Annotated in this window: 18 protein-coding genes; 8 read left to right on the top strand and 10 right to left on the bottom strand. The window is 41.7% G+C overall.

Annotation, left to right across the window (positions count from 1 at the left end; translation table 11 throughout):
- Positions 1 to 75: 75 nt before the first annotated feature.
- From V7L31_RS18460 to V7L31_RS18485, 6 genes are all read right to left on the bottom strand, one after another.
- A complete protein-coding gene (locus V7L31_RS18460) occupies positions 76 to 603 on the bottom strand; it encodes a Jag family protein (protein ID WP_334697582.1) in 528 nt (175 codons plus the stop codon).
- The gene (gene yidC, locus V7L31_RS18465) at positions 600 to 1751 is read right to left on the bottom strand and encodes a membrane protein insertase YidC (protein WP_334697583.1); all 1152 of its coding nucleotides are present in this window, start codon (positions 1749 to 1751) and stop codon (positions 600 to 602) included. The genes V7L31_RS18460 and yidC overlap by 4 nt, the downstream gene beginning before the upstream one ends.
- A gap of 207 nt (positions 1752 to 1958) precedes the next feature.
- Complete coding sequence (locus tag V7L31_RS18470) at positions 1959 to 2351, bottom strand: PH domain-containing protein (protein WP_179066406.1); 393 nt, start codon at positions 2349 to 2351, stop codon at positions 1959 to 1961.
- Complete coding sequence (gene rnpA / locus V7L31_RS18475; RefSeq protein WP_334697584.1) at positions 2338 to 2760, bottom strand: ribonuclease P protein component; 423 nt, start codon at positions 2758 to 2760, stop codon at positions 2338 to 2340. The genes V7L31_RS18470 and rnpA overlap by 14 nt, the downstream gene beginning before the upstream one ends.
- Before the next feature lie 25 nt (positions 2761 to 2785).
- Entirely contained in the window at positions 2786 to 2920 is a 135-nt protein-coding gene (gene rpmH, locus V7L31_RS18480) for a 50S ribosomal protein L34 (protein ID WP_099102484.1), read from the bottom strand.
- 299 nt (positions 2921 to 3219) lie between these two features.
- Positions 3220 to 3732, bottom strand: coding sequence for a DUF2808 domain-containing protein (locus tag V7L31_RS18485; RefSeq protein ID WP_334697585.1), 513 nt, complete (start codon positions 3730 to 3732; stop codon positions 3220 to 3222).
- A 765-nt stretch (positions 3733 to 4497) separates the two neighbouring features.
- Between V7L31_RS18485 and V7L31_RS18490 the strand changes: the two genes are divergently transcribed.
- The 5 genes from V7L31_RS18490 (at position 4498) to V7L31_RS18510 (ending at position 8710) form a co-directional block, all read left to right on the top strand.
- A complete protein-coding gene (locus tag V7L31_RS18490; RefSeq protein WP_334697821.1) occupies positions 4498 to 5670 on the top strand; it encodes a Re/Si-specific NAD(P)(+) transhydrogenase subunit alpha in 1173 nt (390 codons plus the stop codon).
- A gap of 119 nt (positions 5671 to 5789) precedes the next feature.
- Positions 5790 to 6083, top strand: a complete 294-nt coding sequence (locus tag V7L31_RS18495) for an NAD(P) transhydrogenase subunit alpha (protein ID WP_179066403.1) — start codon at positions 5790 to 5792, stop codon at positions 6081 to 6083.
- Positions 6080 to 7486 carry an NAD(P)(+) transhydrogenase (Re/Si-specific) subunit beta gene (locus V7L31_RS18500; protein WP_334697586.1) on the top strand — a complete coding sequence of 469 codons (1407 nt, stop codon included), beginning with the start codon at positions 6080 to 6082 and terminating at the stop codon, positions 7484 to 7486. The genes V7L31_RS18495 and V7L31_RS18500 overlap by 4 nt, the downstream gene beginning before the upstream one ends.
- Before the next feature lie 288 nt (positions 7487 to 7774).
- Complete coding sequence (locus V7L31_RS18505; RefSeq protein ID WP_334697587.1) at positions 7775 to 8536, top strand: hypothetical protein; 762 nt, start codon at positions 7775 to 7777, stop codon at positions 8534 to 8536.
- Between the two features lie 15 nt (positions 8537 to 8551).
- Positions 8552 to 8710 carry a hypothetical protein gene (locus V7L31_RS18510; protein ID WP_334697588.1) on the top strand — a complete coding sequence of 53 codons (159 nt, stop codon included), beginning with the start codon at positions 8552 to 8554 and terminating at the stop codon, positions 8708 to 8710.
- On the opposite strand, the gene V7L31_RS18515 is transcribed toward V7L31_RS18510, so the two are convergent.
- A complete protein-coding gene (locus V7L31_RS18515) occupies positions 8707 to 8835 on the bottom strand; it encodes a hypothetical protein (protein WP_334697589.1) in 129 nt (42 codons plus the stop codon). The genes V7L31_RS18510 and V7L31_RS18515 overlap by 4 nt on opposite strands.
- A 22-nt stretch (positions 8836 to 8857) precedes the next feature.
- On the opposite strand from V7L31_RS18515, the gene V7L31_RS18520 reads away from it, so the two are divergent.
- The 3 genes from V7L31_RS18520 (at position 8858) to V7L31_RS18530 (ending at position 13000) form a co-directional block, all read left to right on the top strand.
- Complete coding sequence (locus tag V7L31_RS18520; RefSeq protein ID WP_334697590.1) at positions 8858 to 9754, top strand: DUF4351 domain-containing protein; 897 nt, start codon at positions 8858 to 8860, stop codon at positions 9752 to 9754.
- 1155 nt (positions 9755 to 10909) lie between these two features.
- Positions 10910 to 11551 (top strand): hypothetical protein, encoded by a 642-nt coding sequence (locus V7L31_RS18525; protein ID WP_334697591.1) that lies wholly within the window; start codon positions 10910 to 10912, stop codon positions 11549 to 11551.
- 120 nt (positions 11552 to 11671) lie between these two features.
- Positions 11672 to 13000, top strand: a complete 1329-nt coding sequence (locus V7L31_RS18530) for a hypothetical protein (RefSeq protein WP_334697592.1) — start codon at positions 11672 to 11674, stop codon at positions 12998 to 13000.
- A gap of 108 nt (positions 13001 to 13108) precedes the next feature.
- Here V7L31_RS18530 and V7L31_RS18535 read toward each other — a convergent pair whose 3' ends face one another.
- From V7L31_RS18535 to V7L31_RS18545, 3 genes are all read right to left on the bottom strand, one after another.
- A complete protein-coding gene (locus V7L31_RS18535) occupies positions 13109 to 13261 on the bottom strand; it encodes a hypothetical protein (protein WP_334697593.1) in 153 nt (50 codons plus the stop codon).
- 129 nt (positions 13262 to 13390) lie between these two features.
- The gene (locus V7L31_RS18540; RefSeq protein WP_334697594.1) at positions 13391 to 13957 is read right to left on the bottom strand and encodes a hypothetical protein; all 567 of its coding nucleotides are present in this window, start codon (positions 13955 to 13957) and stop codon (positions 13391 to 13393) included.
- 37 nt (positions 13958 to 13994) lie between these two features.
- The gene (locus tag V7L31_RS18545; protein WP_334697595.1) at positions 13995 to 15590 is read right to left on the bottom strand and encodes a hypothetical protein; all 1596 of its coding nucleotides are present in this window, start codon (positions 15588 to 15590) and stop codon (positions 13995 to 13997) included.
- Positions 15591 to 15593 lie beyond the last annotated feature (3 nt).

Raw genomic sequence — 15593 nt, forward strand, 5'->3', positions numbered from 1 at the left:
GGTGCGCTTACAGCGCAAATTGGATTTTGGATTGAATAAAAAATCTAAAATCTAAAATCCAAAATTGAACGACTCTTAACCCTCAACTCCTTCCAAGGAAGCTGGACGGACAACCAGATGACGATGCGGTTCTTTACCGCGACTGAAGGTTTCTAAATCTCCAAATTCCTTCAAGAAGGTATGGACTTGGCGGCGTTCAGCAGAACTAAGAGATTTGATTTCCACTTCTCTACCAGAAAAGCGCACTTCATCGGCTGCTGCTTCTGCTAATGCGCGAATTTCGGCTTCTCTTTTGACGCGGTAGCCATTCAACTCAATGGTGTAAGAGGCTTGTTCCTCTGGGGGTTGACTGAGGTTTAGAACCGAATTTGCTAGATACTGAATCGCATCTAGCACAGAACCATCAGCACCAATTAATACCTGGATTTGTTCTGAGGTTAAATTAGTTTGGTCAATTGTCAACCAGTAGTTATCTGGTTCCGGGGAATCGCCCTCTTGAGATTGGGCAGTTTCTAAATGACCCTGAATCTCAGATGGTATTCCAGTGAGTTCTAGCAGTGTTTTTAACCACTGCTGACCTCGCTGCATCGGAATGTTGCTCATGATCCCCCTGTAGCCTTTTTCTTGGCACTTTTTGGTTCAAATGGGAGTGCCTTTTGTTCTGTAACTGCGGCTTCTTTTTCCTGGGTTTCCACGATTTTTTGCAGTTCTTCTGGTAGAGGCTCGCGGGAGAGAAGATAAGTTTGGGCGGTTTGGAATATATTACCAATCACCATATACATCAGCACTCCAGCTGGTAGAGGGAAGAATAAAAACATCCCAGAAAAGATGACGGGAGTGATTTTGTTAACTGTATCCTGCTGCGGATTACCACCACTGGAATTTTGCCCAGAAAGCATTTGGCTAACATAAAGGCTGATTCCAAAAAAGACGATCATAGCGACGATATCCCAATGGATTGTGCCATCTGGATCTTGTGCGCCAACCCTGCCTAAAGCATCAATGAATAAAAAGCCTTTTTCTGCTGCTAATCCCGGAATTGTTCCTTGAATACTAACTTCTCCCGGTTGTAAAGCTTCTACATTGCCCTGGGCATCAATTTTTATCTTATCTTCACCTTTGGTAATTTTCCAATCAGGAATCAGCTTATTTTCTGGGTGTTCTGCTAAAAGTACCTGAAATGGTTTGCCTTCAGTAGTCTGATACTGTATCTTGGTTTGTTCTCCCACCGCTAGTTTGGTACCGCTGGGAATGATGGCAGCTACTTTAACGTGTTCCCCATCGGCAACGTAAATATTTTGAGGAGCAGTAGCAAAGGCTTGCGGTTGAATTTGTTCGATTTGTTCTGCGGGAAGGATTTGCAGGTTAACGCTGTAGCTTGCACTTGCAAAAGGTGAACCCCGCAAAGTCGCAAACAGCGCTAATAAGACCGGCATTTGCACTAGCAATGGAAAACAGCCTGCCAAGGGGTTGCCAAATTCTTTTTGAACATTGACCATTTCCTCCTGCTGCTTTTGCGGTTCATCCTTATAGCGCTCTTTGATTTCTGCCATCCGCTTCTGCATCAGAGGTTGTACAATTCGCATTTTCCGCATATTGCGAATTGAGCCAGCACTCAGGGGATAGAGCGCGAAGCGGACTATCAAGGTCAAAGCAACGATCGCTAATCCGTAGCTAGGCACTATACCATAGAAGAAATCTATGATTGGCAGCATCACGTTGTTCGAGAGAAAGCCGATACCAAAATCCATTATTCTGAATTAAACCTGAGGTACTGTAAACTGAATCTAATTTATCTAAATACATGATTTGTCGGCGACTATCTTTCGCTACGGATAGCCGCACATTATGGGGACTGGGGATTGGGGACTGGCCATTGAGAAGAGGCAGAGGGGCGGGGTGCGGGGTGCGGAGGGAAAAACTCTTCTCCCTTGCTCCCTTGCTTCTTCCCTAATCCATCACTTGTTGGCAGCGGCGACATATTCGGGATTTTTGGCGGCAATTCTTTCGTTGATGTAGTCATAGACTTCGCGAAAGTTGGGAACTGCACGTAATTCGAGACGACTGCCATTTTTTAGGGTGATGGCCATATCTCCCCAAAAGCCAAGTCCACGGGGGACTTTGACGATTTTGACAATTTCTGAATAAATTACGTCAGTGCGATCGCGCCCTTGCCAACCTCCGATCACCGTAATTCGGCGATCGGTAATGCGAAAACGCAGCCACAATGCCCTGACAATTGCCCCAACTGTTAATGGTATGCCAACAACAGTTAGCCCAATCAACAGATTGATAATTAAATCCCCAACGTGGGGCCCACCTTCATAATAAACATCTTCACGAATTCCCATCGAACACCTCAGCTTGTGCCAACAACTGCTCTAATTCTTGCAGAAATTGTGGGCTTACGCACTTAGATTCTGCTGCCGTGGGTTTGACAATGACCACTAGCCGCCATCCTGGTGATAATTTTGGTAATAAATTGTGTAAGACAGCAGTAATTTGCCGCTTGATTCGATTGCGAACTACTGCCCTTTTGCTGACTTTTGTGCTTATGGAAATTCCAATCTGCGTGCTGGCAAGATGTGCTGAGTCAGTTGCTTGTGTAGTCTGAGTGGCAGTTTCCAAAAAAGGTTTTGTTAAATATAACGGCTTTAAGGCTCTCAATGTTAAGTAAGAGCCATGACGCCGAATTCCCTCCCGGAAAACTGCCTGGAAATCCTTTCGGGATTTTAGCCGATTTGCTTTGGGCAAAGCCACAGATGTTCTTTTAGCTTGATATTGCCTAAACGCTCAGGCGGTGACGCCCTTTTTTTCTTCTAGCGCTAATCACGTTTCTCCCATCTGGTGTCCGCATCCTAGCCCGAAAACCAGAAGTTCTTTTTCTCTTACGGCTAGTACCGCCCAGTGTTCTTTTCATACTCTTCTCCTCTTAGGTGATTTTTATAAAAACTCACAATCTCTAATTGTATCACTTTCTTAGGGAATTGTGAATTGAGAAGAGACAAGGTAGACAAGCAAGAGGGGGTAGATAAAGGAAAGACTTGTTTAATAATTCCCCTTGTCCCTTTGTCCTTTCATCTCCCCCACTCAGTACTCAGCAGTTAACACTCTTGAAGGGTATTGGCCATTAGGGACTGGGCAATAATAATATATAGTTTTTCTTCCCCTGCCTCCCCTGCCTCCCCTGCTCCCTGCTCCCTTGCCTCTTCCCTCCTCCTAACTGATGCTCAAAATCCATGTTCCCAAATAACGCAGCAGTGGCACATCGCCAGGGGAGAGGACTTGACAGTTAAAATAGTAAACTCCACCGAAGGGTGGGTTTTGTACGTTAGATAAGACTACCTCAACCTTACTACCTGCTGGCACCGGCTCTTCGGGAAAAATATTAATCAGCTTACCTTCTTTGTCCCACTTCACTTCCGAAAGCTTAACGGCTTTGTCTTTGACTCGGACTTCAATGTTTTTCGGGTCAAAAATTCCTTTGTAATAATCGGGGTAGGTAATCGCAAATTGACCAACTGCCAATTTCATTTTTTGGGCTGGAATCCTCAATATGTATCGATCCCAACCATTAGCTTGTCCACCAAAATCTAACCGAAAAGGCAGCTGATTCTCGCCTTTGATGCCGCTAAACAGCGTTAATCCAGGTAAACTTTGTGCCCAAGTCAGGGCTGGTAATCCAGTAACCAAAAAGCTAGTCACGGCTAAAGCAGAAAGTAAACGTCGCATAATCGGGCTTCCTCTTACCAAAAGATAAATCTGTTATCTAAAATAACTGTGTGTTAGTATTCTTTACTAAACTTTACTACTGACTTCCTGACAATGGACGTTTAATTGTAATACAAAGTGCCATTTCCCCCAAAGTTTGATTGCTAGTAAAATTACTTAGTATTAAATTCAATATAGGATATTAAATTTACTTCATTTTCTTGTAAAGTCTTGATTTGATTAGTTTATTTGCTCTAAATTTGAACTAGATAAAAACACAGTTGGGATTAGATTGTATTTCTAAATATGTATAAGTGTATCTAAATTTGATAATTTTGTTATAAAAATTGAGCCGCACCATCAGCGATCGCGAGTTAAGTTGAGATAAATTGATTAAAATGAGTTGGAATCAAAGTCCTAATCATTAAAATTTAATTTGGAAATTATCAAGCTTTCAAAATTCGGTCAATATTACTCTATAAGAAAGGAATACCAAAATTTCTCAATCCCGAAAACAAGCTGAAGATAAAGATGCAAAATTTGGGAATCAATTTAGGATGTGCAATACGTAACCCTGTTTGCAACTATCTGAAAATATGACATCTGCAAGCGGCAAAGTCAGGCTTTGCCTAAAGAGCTAAGAGTGGGAGAGGAAAGATTCAAGGTTCAATCTACAAGTAAAATTCATGGCTAATATTGCTGCCTAAGTACTATGAGCGTGAGACACCCATCGTCTGGACAATCGCTTACTTGGCAGGGATTAAGCATTTATCTTCAGGAGATTTCATGAGAATAGCAGTTGCTAAAGAAATTGAAGTTTGTGAACGTCGTGTGGCATTAATTCCTGACACCGTTGCCCGATTGGTAAAACAAGGTTTGGAAGTGTGGGTAGAAGCAGGCGCAGGAGAGCGATCTTTTTTCAGCGATCCTGACTATGAAGCAGCAGGAGCTACAATAATCAGCGATACTGCCAAATTATGGGGTGAAGCAGATATCTTACTGAAAGTCAGTCCACCGCAAGAACGAGAAGATGGACGCTCAGAAATTGACTTGTTAAAGGAAGGGGCTGTTTTAGCTAGTTTCCTCAATCCTTTGGGAAATCCCGTTGTAGCGCAGCAACTAGCAAATCGGAAAGTCACAGCCTTGAGTATGGAGATGATTCCCCGTACTACCAGGGCGCAAAGTATGGATGCTTTGTCCTCGCAAGCTTCATTAGCAGGTTACAAAGCAGTATTAATTGCCGCAGCTGCATTACCGAAATACTTCCCGATGTTAACCACAGCCGCAGGTACGATCGCACCAGCGAAAGTATTTATTATGGGCGCTGGTGTCGCCGGATTGCAAGCGATCGCTACCGCTAGACGTTTGGGAGCAGTAGTAGAAGCCTTTGATATCCGTCCCGCCGTTAAAGAAGAAGTGCAAAGCTTAGGGGCAAAATTTGTTGAAGTCAAATTAGACGAAGAAACCGTCGCTGCTGGCGGTTACGCCAAGGAAATTTCCGAAGCTAGCAAACAACGTACCCAAGAAGTTGTCGCCGAACACGTCAAAAATTCTGATGTTGTAATTACCACCGCCCAAGTACCTGGAAGACAAGCACCACGGCTAGTTACAGAAGAAATGGTGGCACAAATGAAACCAGGTTCAGTAATTGTGGATTTGGCTGCTGACCAGGGTGGTAACTGCGCCTGCACCGAACCCGGCAAAGATATTGTCTGGAACGGTGTAACAATTATCGGCCCGATCAATCTCCCATCATCGATGCCAATTCATGCCAGCCAATTGTATGCCAAGAACGTAACATCGTTGATTCAACTGCTAATTAAAGACAAAGCTTTACAGGTAGACTTTAGCGACGACATCGTTGATGCAGCTTGCGTTACCCACGCTGGTGAAATTCGCAATCAACGAGTGCGGGATGCGCTACAAGCTTTGAATACTCAACAACCAGCAGTTAATTAGGGAATGGGAAGTAAGAATTTTAGATTTTAGATTTTAAATTGAAATTTAATCCAAAATCTAAAATCCAAAATCCAAAATTGAATCGCCCTATTCCCATTTATACAAGGAGTTTTGATTTCATGACAGAGGCATTACTTGCTGCTTTGTTTGTATTTGTTTTGGCATCTTTTATTGGCTTTGAAGTCATCAACAAAATCCCGCCGACTCTACACACGCCCTTAATGTCAGGCTCGAACGCGATTTCTGGCATTTCGGTACTGGGAGCAATAGTTGCTGCTGGTGCTAGAGAAACGAATGTTTCGGTAATTCTCGGTTTGATTGCTGTGGTATTAGCAACAGTCAACGTTGTGGGTGGTTTTTTAGTGACAGACAGAATGTTGCAAATGTTCAAGAAGAAGGAGATTAAGGCGTGAGCGACTTTTTACCAACTGGCATTCAGCTGACGTACTTAGTCGCTGCATCGTTATTTATTCTGGGCTTGAAAAAGCTGGGATCGCCTGCTACAGCGAGAAACGGTAATCTCGTAGCGGCTGTGGGGATGCTACTAGCGATCGTGGCAACAATGCTCGATCAACATGTGTTGAACTACGAGATGATATTGTTGGGCTTGGCGATTGGATCGGGAATTGGTGCGATCGTTGCTTACAAAGTCCAAATGACCGAAATGCCCCAAATGGTGGGTTTACTCAACGGTTTGGGTGGTGCGGCTTCGGCATTAGTAGCCGTTGCCGAATTTTGGCGATTATTAGATAGTTCTCAAGCAATACCGCTAGATGTCAACATTTCCATGCTATTGGACGTGTTAATCGGTGGTGTTACCTTCACCGGTAGTTTTTTAGCCTTTGCCAAATTGCAAGGTTTAATTAGCGGTTCCCCGATTACATTTCCATTCCAGCAACCATTTAACCTTTTGCTTCTGGGTGCTTATATAGTAGGTAGTGCCTACTTAATCATCACACCAGATAGCTTACCCATATTCTTGGGAGTGGTTGGCGTTTCATTGGTGTTAGGTGTGATGTTCGTCATCCCCATTGGTGGCGGCGATATGCCAGTAGTAATCTCGCTGTTGAACTCGTTGTCAGGTGTGGCGGCGGCGGCGGCTGGGTTCGTGGTGATGAACAATATGTTAATCATTGCTGGGGCTTTGGTGGGAGCATCTGGCTTAATCCTCACCGAGATTATGTGTAAGGCGATGAACCGCTCCTTATTTAGTGTGCTGTTCAGCGCTTTTGGTACTGGTTCTAGTTCTGGTGGTGCTGCTGCTAGTGGTGGTGCGATCGATCAAAGCGTCCGCAGCATCGATCCTGAAGAAGGCGCGATGATGTTGGGTTATGCCCGTTCTGTGGTAATTGTGCCTGGTTATGGTATGGCAGTTGCCCAAGCGCAACATAGCGTCCGGGAATTGTCAGATCAGTTAGAAAAAATGGGCGTTGATGTCAAGTATGCCATTCACCCTGTTGCTGGTAGAATGCCGGGACACATGAATGTGTTACTTGCAGAGGCAAATGTGCCTTATACACAGTTGTACGACATGGATGATATTAATCCCCAGTTCGATCAAGCGGATGTGGCTTTAGTAATTGGGGCAAATGATGTGGTAAATCCGGCGGCGCGTAGTGATACAAATAGCCCGATTTATGGTATGCCGATTTTGGAAGTTGATCGGGCGAAGCAGACGATTGTGATTAAGCGCGGGATGAGTACGGGTTTTGCCGGTGTAGATAATGAGTTGTTCTACAAGGATAAAACTACGATGCTTTTTGGTGGCGCTAAGGATATGGTGTCGAAGTTGGTTTCTGAAGTGAAGCAACTTTAAGAGAAACGAACCGCAAAGGGCGCAAAGGGCGCGGAGTAAAGAAAGAATTTAGAGAGTTGGCTTGCCTTGGGGGTGTGATTCTTCTGAGGCAAGTTTTTTTGTTGGGGAATTACCTCATGCAAAGGCGCAAAGAATAGAAAGTTTATTTATTAAAGAATAGAAAGTTTATTTATTATAGACTTGATAATTTAGGAAAATTTTCAGTTTGGTTATTTTACTTGACATTCCATGTATACTCAATTACTTTTGACTAACAAATTTTAATTTTCCAAGTAAAATAACAGAGTTATGTTAAGTCAAGATTTTTTTAATGATGAGTTTCTAGAAGAAAGAGTTGATACATTTTATGGATATGGTAATTATAAAGGAAATTATTGGTTTATTGGTATGGAAGAAAGAGGAGAAGATTTTCAAGATATTGAAAAAAGAATAAATATATGGTCAAACAGGGGCAGATGTGAAATAGATGATGTTGCAGAATATCATGAAGCTATCGGATATGGGGCGAGTTTTCAACCAGGTGCAAAAGCAAAATTAGATGTACCGGTATGGAGGTCAATAATTCGCATTGTACTAAGTGCCAAAGGAACAGAGAATATTCATATAAAAGATGTTCGTGAATATCAAACAAACGAGCTAGGTAGAAAAGATAAAGAGACTTGTTTATTAGAATTATTTACTTTACCGTCACTATCTCGTAAGTATTGGATATATAATGAATATTCTCAACTTCCTTTTTTATCTACTAGAAAAACTTATGAAGACTATTGTGTTGAGACTCGAATTAATCATATCAGACAGAGAATACAAGAACATCAACCTAAAGCAGTTGTTTTCTACGGTAGAGCATTTGAATATTTTTGGAGAAAAATAACGGAGAATATAACAAACATTGAATTTACAAAACCTTCAGAATCTTCTTTAGAAGATTTCTTTATTAGTAGAAATAATCAAACTGTATTTGTGATGGCTAAATTTCCTAGAGCTTTACCAAATGAATACTTCCATAACATTGGTAGAGCGATCGCTGCTAAAATAGCGGAAAAATAATTATTTGCTTAGTTTGTGGTTCGTTTAAAAAAAGCGATTGCCTGTAAAAGCTCCACAGTGCGATCGCTCTCTTCTGTTTTTCCTCTGCGCGAGATAAAAAAGCGATCACCAAATATCCACCATGCGATTCCTCCCTTCTTACTCTTCTTTCTCTGCGCCTCTGCGGTTCGTTAAAAAGAGCGATCGCCTGCAAAATCTTCAGCGTGCGATCGCTCTCTCTTTCCTCTGTGTTCTCTGCGCCTCTGTGGTTCGTTAAAAAGAGCGATCGCTTGCAAAATCTCCAGCGTGCGATCCCCCATCAAAACATGATATAAATTTTACATGATAGACCACGATCGCCTATTCAAAGAACTGTTAACAACCTTCTTCTGGGAGTTCATCGAGTTATTTTTTCCAGAGATAACAGCTTATCTGGAACGGGATACGATCTCTTTCATTGACAAAGAGGTATTTACAGATGTTACTGCTGGAGAAAAATATGAAACTGACTTACTAGTAAAAGCAAGATTTAGAGGTCAAGAATCGTTTTTCCTAGTACATCTAGAACATCAAGCTTATTATCAAGAAGCTTTTGATTTGCGGATGTATTGCTACTTCGCTAGATTGTATGAAAAATACGCCTTGCCAGTGTATCCTATCGCTTTGTTTTCTTACGATAGCCCGAAGAAAGCTGAAACAAATTTTCATCAAGTAGCATTTCCCAATAAAGTTGTTTTGCAGTTCAACTATGATGTAATCCAGTTAAATCGCCTGAATTGGCGAGAATATCTGCAACAGCAAAATCCCGTAGCTAGTGCGCTCATGGCTAAAATGAACATAGCGCCAAAAGATCGTCCCAGAGTAAAATCTGAGTGTCTGCGCCTGTTAGCTACCTTGCACCTAGATCCAGCGCGAATACAATTGATTTCCGGGTTTATTGATACTTATCTGCGACTAAATGCCCAAGAAGAAGAAATTTTCCAGACTGAAATTGCTCAATTTGAACCAACTCAACAGGAGGTAGTTATGCAAATCGTCACCAGTTGGATGGAGTCAGGTATACAACAAGGAGAATTGAAAATAATCCAGCGTCTATTAACAAAGCGAATTGGTGTAATTACTGCTGAATTACAAGAGCAACTACGTGGGTTATCCTTAACTCAGTTAGAGGATTTAGCGGAAGCCTTACTAGATTTTTCCACTGAAGCTGATTTAGTGGCTTGGTTTCAACAGCAATAAGATATGTATTCCACATGAGCGATCGCTCTCTTCTTCCTCTGTGTTCTCTGCGCCTAATCAGGTTGGTTAAAAAGAGCGATCGCTAAGGTGTTGGGTGAGAAATATTTAAGACAACAGCTAATGCTTGAGAGACAAGTTGCATTTCTGAGTCAGAGCCTCTCGTAGAGAATTCATCGCCATTCAGCCACCATTATGCGATCGCTTTGCAAGTCCCTACACTTAGTATATATTCTCGCTTTGTTCTAAGTACTCTCTTCTGTCTACTATCCGGGGCGATCGCACTATGTCAATATGATTGTAATATTCTCAATAAGTCCAATAATAATCTCATTAATCCTTGCTTACCGACAAAGCATTTTAGGGTTGGTGTAGCCTGCTGTAGGCATCACTTTGAGGCTTGAAAAGTAAATAAAACTGGAAATACTGATTTTTTGTTGCTTCTTAGGGTTGGTTGCGATCGAGAGTAATTTAGATGTGTTTACCCTGTACATCTGGTCTATTTGCCATGAAATTTAATGAAGATGTGGTGACAATTCCCAGTGTACAACTTTGATAACTGTCCACAATACTGTTGCACGTCTCAAGCTCATGGTAATATTATTTTACTGTCAGGGAGATATTATTTTATACATCAAATTGCAACCATGCTGAAACAGCTAGTTAAGTGTGCTGCCTCCAACGAACAAAAAATTATTCGACCTATCCAGGAAATCAACGAAAGCGCCAATCTGCAAGGCATGGAGCTTTTGAAAGTTTGCTTATACAAGATACTAAAGAGCTAAACAAAGCCTTTTTAGGAATCATATCAGCCAGCTAAAAAGGCATAAGAGCCTTTTAGAATGGCAAAAAATTCGACAAAAGTAAATAGAAAAATTTTGACACAATGTCAACTGTTTTTTGTATATCTAAAAATATCAAAAAGCCCGATTTATGTTGTCAACAATACATGAGTATTGTGTGTTTTATTTAGATATTGATTATTTTTGTATTTAGTTACCTATATATAAAAGTTCTATTTGATTGGTGAAAACTTAAGCTACCTCTACCAAATGAGGCAAATACTTAAATTCAACAAATGATTTAGGACTGCTAGATCAATCTTGATTTAGTAAAAAATCGATTATTAACAAAGTAACTAAGAGTAACAGGAAAAACATGAATATCATTGTTAGTTTGTTTGGAGCGATCGCTCTCCAAGTATCTTTTTTGGCTGCCATGTCTAGCATGGCAATGGCTGATGACAGACCTCTACGCGTCCGTCTCCGGGAGAATCATGCTGTTTCTCAACCGAAAGCAACACAGAGGATTTGCTCTTTAGATCCCATTGAGGACTTATTGCCTCCACCACAAACTAAGACAAGTAACTCTTTACTTTCTTACCTTGCTGAACAGGGTTTTACACAGAATAAAGAGGGTTCTTGGGTCTGCTATGCGAACGATCCTAAAAAAGAAGGGCGTTACTTTACTCTATTTAAGGTTAAACAAGTTGATAACAGGCTTATAGCAAGCTCTTTTTTAGATGAGGGGAGTCTGATTCAAGGGCAGGAAAATCGTAGTTTGGACTTCTTTATGATGCTGATTGAGCATCATACGAATACTACTCAAGAGAACCGTCAAGGTATTCGTAGATATTTAGAAACCTTCGTTTCCTTAGTAAAGCAAGGGAAGATCAAACCCACACGTCGAGGATTTCTTTTTGACCAACCAAATCGAGCATTGGTCTTGTATCACACACTCTCATCAGGAAATCTCAAAGGTACAGGAATCACGATCAACATTTATTTACCTAAGAGTTGAATTGGGGAATGGGGATTGGGGACTGGGAACTAGGGGAGATAGAACTTGAAGTATTCACATCAAAGACTCATTGATTTCCCAATTCCCAATTAAATCGTTGTCGTTTAGTGGAGGTGCATCTTGCCTAAATCAATTGTTCAAAGAATTGCGATGTCGAAAGCGAGTCGGTTTGCAGCGATCGCATTTTCATCTGTTGCAGTAGTACTCACTACATGTCAATCAGCTTTTGCACAGTTAAATGTTGGCCGCTATGGTATCCAACAAGGACTGGAGTCTGAGTATCTCCAGTACCAACTCAATAACCAGAATTTGAATCAGATGCGAGTCATTCCTGCATGTGATGTGGGATTTGGTCTTACCTGCAATAAAACAGGATCGGTAATCCAACAATTAGTGGAGTTAAATAACGGAACTAGTTATCAAAACCTCCTGATGCGAGCAGCTGGTGGTGAGAAAAACTTTCAGAATTTCGCTAGCTTTTACGGCAATAATCCTAATCTCTCTGCGGTGCCTTACGCCTCATTTTGGAGAAACGCATCTCCCGCAATCATGGATGGATCTCAATACCTTCTTGGACAACCTTTTGGTCGCAATCCAGTAGAAGGACTCGGACTTGTAACTAAGCAGTTCTACTGGGCACCGTACTCAGGGGTAGATAACTCGGTCAGCCTCCGTAGTGGGTTACTAGACCTAAAATTGTCATACGGACGACTGCTGTTTGAAGAGGCCTCGAAAATTCCCAACATTAATGAGCAGATTCAATCTCTAGGTCTATCGCCAGAGATGACAAATTTTTATTTAAATAAAATCTCTACAGGCTTGGATGCATTGAGTTCTGGAGATCAGAACCAACTCCAACAGAAGATTTTTGAAGTACTATCATTTCCATACTCCGAAGATGGTGGGGAACTCGGACGCCCCAATAACGGGATTCCACAAGAATTTAATCAGCTCTTAGGAGAAGATATCGCCGGAGATACTTTACTAAGTGACAATCCAGCACCCTTGGATGGAGAAACAATTGCTTTCGATGCTTTCCCTGGTTCTGAGGGAGATGTTTTGACACTCGACAATTCTGATTCATTTCCACTTGGGCCAATAATCGGAGTTGCAGGTCTTGGTTTAATTCTGCTTCTACTACTGAGTGGTGATAGTTCTTCAGCTAAATCATCAGTTTCTTTAGGAAATACACCTTCTCCAGTAAGTACACCTTCTCCAACAAATACACCTTTGTCTCTCACCAATAAAGGTGAATGCGATCTAACTCCTAGTGGTAATAGTTCCAATCACACACAGATCATGGAGATTCCGTGTAATGTTACTCCTAAACCCCCTACGGAAGTGAGAAAGGTAGTGGAGCCATCAATGATGAAAGCGCTTATATTACTAATTGTTCTATTATGTATAGTGCGTTATAAACAGCACTCTTTAAAAAGTCGTAATTCGTAATTATGTTATGGGGATTTAGAACCTATGTGACACTGCCTTCAGTGGCTTAACCCTATGTACACACAAGTCAGATCCAGTTTTACCCACGCTTGGATAGCCAGAAAGCCCTCATGTAGAGACGCGAGGAATCGCGTCTAAAAAACGTGCTATTTCATTTTTACTTTTTTTAACTGCTAGACGCTCTATCACTTGCTCAAACAGCTTGATAAACAAATGTGCTGGTAAGCTTTCTGGGCGTTGAGATAGGGCTTGCTGACTCACACAAATTAGCCTCTACCCACAACAATCCTTCTACCTCCAAGCAACGCAGTACATCTGTTAAATAATTTATTTGTCAATACACCAAACTCAGTACTATTGCTGCCATCACTGCTAATGAGATGAATTATTTTATTGTGAAACTCTCGCACAAGCACCTTCTTGACCAGAAGGATCGGGGAAAATTGCTAAAGTATGATATTCAGGACTATCTGTTTTATATATCACTTTAAAAGTATATAACTTGTTTTTACCTTGGGCTTCGGTAATAACTGTTAAAAGTGTATTGTTAGTGTTAGGAAGTCCAGGAATATCCAGTTTTTGAATTCGTCTGAGTTGGATTACATTCGCGGCTGAGTTTTTACAATCTCCTGAACTAGTATTAGGTTTTAGACCAAACTGCATACATACCGGGCCATCAAAATCCATCGTTACCTGTGATGGATCGTTTAACCAAACTTTTTTAATTACTTCTCCAGCCGGAATAAAGCTTAAGTTTGTGCCTTGCCCATACCAAACGTTGATTGTCGGTATTAATCCTCCTAAACCTTGCGCTTGGCAAGAAAATATAGAACGCAAAACGGCATTATTAGCTAAAGCACGACCTACCAATAAGAACATAGCAACCGAGAAAATTAAGGAAGCTATAGGTAGGAAATAATAATAGGTATTTCCTGGTAATTTAGTATTCTTTTTCATGGTTGCAAATATCTAAGATTGGTAGAAATACTACCTCTTAAAACTGGGTTACTTGATTAACGTATACTTCAACATTTGTGCCTGCTGGCAAAAACCAAATGTTAGTTTGCTGTGACATTTGAGCGATCGCCTGCTGATTACGTTGAGCAATTTGGGGTACTACAGAGTTCAAACCACCTTCTACAACCCCGGCTGCAAGGTTGCGTCTGTTCTTAGTGACAGTAGTAATTTGGCTGGAGCTACTGGTGGAGCCGTCGGCGTTGGTAACTGTTGAAATAAGTGGTTGGAGTTCAGTATCGGGGCGATTTATTAACTCTGCCGCTTTCCCAACGCCTCCCAAAACAAATAGTCCCAGATCCATTGATGCGATAGACGAGCTTTGACTAGGAAATTTATTGGCTACTAAAGGTTTACCTTGGGTAGCACGAAGAATAATTGCATTGTTGGGTAAGCTTCGTTCTAGAGGATTGCCATTATTTTGCGAAATAACTTTAACTATGTTCATCTGCAAAAGACCTTGTTCGGAGAGGGAACTAATTTCAGCTAGGAATTCGGTGTTTGCAGGTAGAGCCGAAGAACCATCGGTAGATTTGAGCGGTTCTTGCAATCGAATCACAAATACGTTTTTTCCTTCGCCTGTTTCACCACCACCTGACTTATTAGAAGTTTCCCCAAATATCGCTGTTGCCAACACCGCTTTGGCACTAGTCCCGACTGCTACAGATTTCTGTCCCTGGGGTTGAGCTTGACTAACCATAGGAGCTTGAGGTTCTGGGGTTTGCTCAGGACTGGGGTTTGGTGTCTGTGGCTGCCTATTATTCTGTGGCTGGGCATTATTTACAGGTTCCAAAGTAGCTATATTACTAGTAGGTTGATTGCTAGCATTTACTTGACCATAGCTACCTAATTTTGCTAACCTTGCCCACTCTTCAAATGGGCTTGGTGGAGATGGTGGAGTTATATTAACTACGGGTTGAGTGTTTGGCCTAACAACTGGTAGTTGGGCTGATGTGAAAGGTTGAGAAGGAGTTACACGAACGATACGCTCAGTTACCGTCGGAGGTACGTAAGCTGTTGGTGGGGGTGTTGGGATCACTTTCTGTCTAACTGACGGTTGTTGTAAGGTTACTGTCGGCGTTGATTTGACAATTCTTAGCTGTTGTTGGGCAGCTTTCACCATCTGTGCTTGTTCAGTCAGGGCTAATTTTGTTTTGAGAGTGTCTACTTCAGCTTCTAGCTGTTGAGATTTAGATTCAGTAATGGGTTGCTCTTGTACTGGTGCTGAAACAAGATTTTTAGGCTTTTGACTGCTGGTACTCATCAATTTGGACAAAAACAGACCACCCAACAAAACGATCGCTAAGGTAGCAGCGCCTACCAAGCCTAATTTTGCAAAAGGATTCGATGAGAGTGGTTGCTTAGTCTGAACTTCTTGTGGTTGAGAAACCGACTCTGGCAGCGTTGCCGAGTCTTCTGAACCTTGGGTAGCGGTAGAAGATTCTTCTTCAAAGCCGACTAACCTTGACATCCGTGATTCCCAATCTAAAGATTCTACTTCTGGTTGGCGATCGTCAGTGCTGAGAGTAAATCCATTTTGGGGAGGGGTTTCCGCAGGAATTGAGTATCGAGTCATAGT

The organism is Nostoc sp. (assembly GCF_036916655.1).
GTDB lineage: Bacteria > Cyanobacteriota > Cyanobacteriia > Cyanobacteriales > Nostocaceae > Nostoc.

Bases quoted from the DNA above. Each gene is read 5' to 3' on its own strand.
- V7L31_RS18505 (WP_334697587.1), top strand. From the start codon at position 7,775: ATGTTAAGTCAAGATTTTTTTAATGATGAGTTTCTAGAAGAAAGAGTT.
- V7L31_RS18545 (WP_334697595.1), bottom strand. From the start codon at position 15,590: ATGACTCGATACTCAATTCCTGCGGAAACCCCTCCCCAAAATGGATTT.
- V7L31_RS18490 (WP_334697821.1), top strand. From the start codon at position 4,498: ATGAGAATAGCAGTTGCTAAAGAAATTGAAGTTTGTGAACGTCGTGTG.
- V7L31_RS18470 (WP_179066406.1), bottom strand. From the start codon at position 2,351: ATGGGAATTCGTGAAGATGTTTATTATGAAGGTGGGCCCCACGTTGGG.
- V7L31_RS18520 (WP_334697590.1), top strand. From the start codon at position 8,858: ATGATAGACCACGATCGCCTATTCAAAGAACTGTTAACAACCTTCTTC.
- V7L31_RS18515 (WP_334697589.1), bottom strand. From the start codon at position 8,835: ATGGGGGATCGCACGCTGGAGATTTTGCAAGCGATCGCTCTTTTTAAC.
- V7L31_RS18485 (WP_334697585.1), bottom strand. From the start codon at position 3,732: ATGCGACGTTTACTTTCTGCTTTAGCCGTGACTAGCTTTTTGGTTACT.
- yidC (WP_334697583.1), bottom strand. From the start codon at position 1,751: ATGGATTTTGGTATCGGCTTTCTCTCGAACAACGTGATGCTGCCAATC.
- V7L31_RS18525 (WP_334697591.1), top strand. From the start codon at position 10,910: ATGAATATCATTGTTAGTTTGTTTGGAGCGATCGCTCTCCAAGTATCT.
- V7L31_RS18495 (WP_179066403.1), top strand. From the start codon at position 5,790: ATGACAGAGGCATTACTTGCTGCTTTGTTTGTATTTGTTTTGGCATCT.
- rpmH (WP_099102484.1), bottom strand. From the start codon at position 2,920: ATGAAAAGAACACTGGGCGGTACTAGCCGTAAGAGAAAAAGAACTTCT.
- V7L31_RS18460 (WP_334697582.1), bottom strand. From the start codon at position 603: ATGAGCAACATTCCGATGCAGCGAGGTCAGCAGTGGTTAAAAACACTG.
- V7L31_RS18540 (WP_334697594.1), bottom strand. From the start codon at position 13,957: ATGAAAAAGAATACTAAATTACCAGGAAATACCTATTATTATTTCCTA.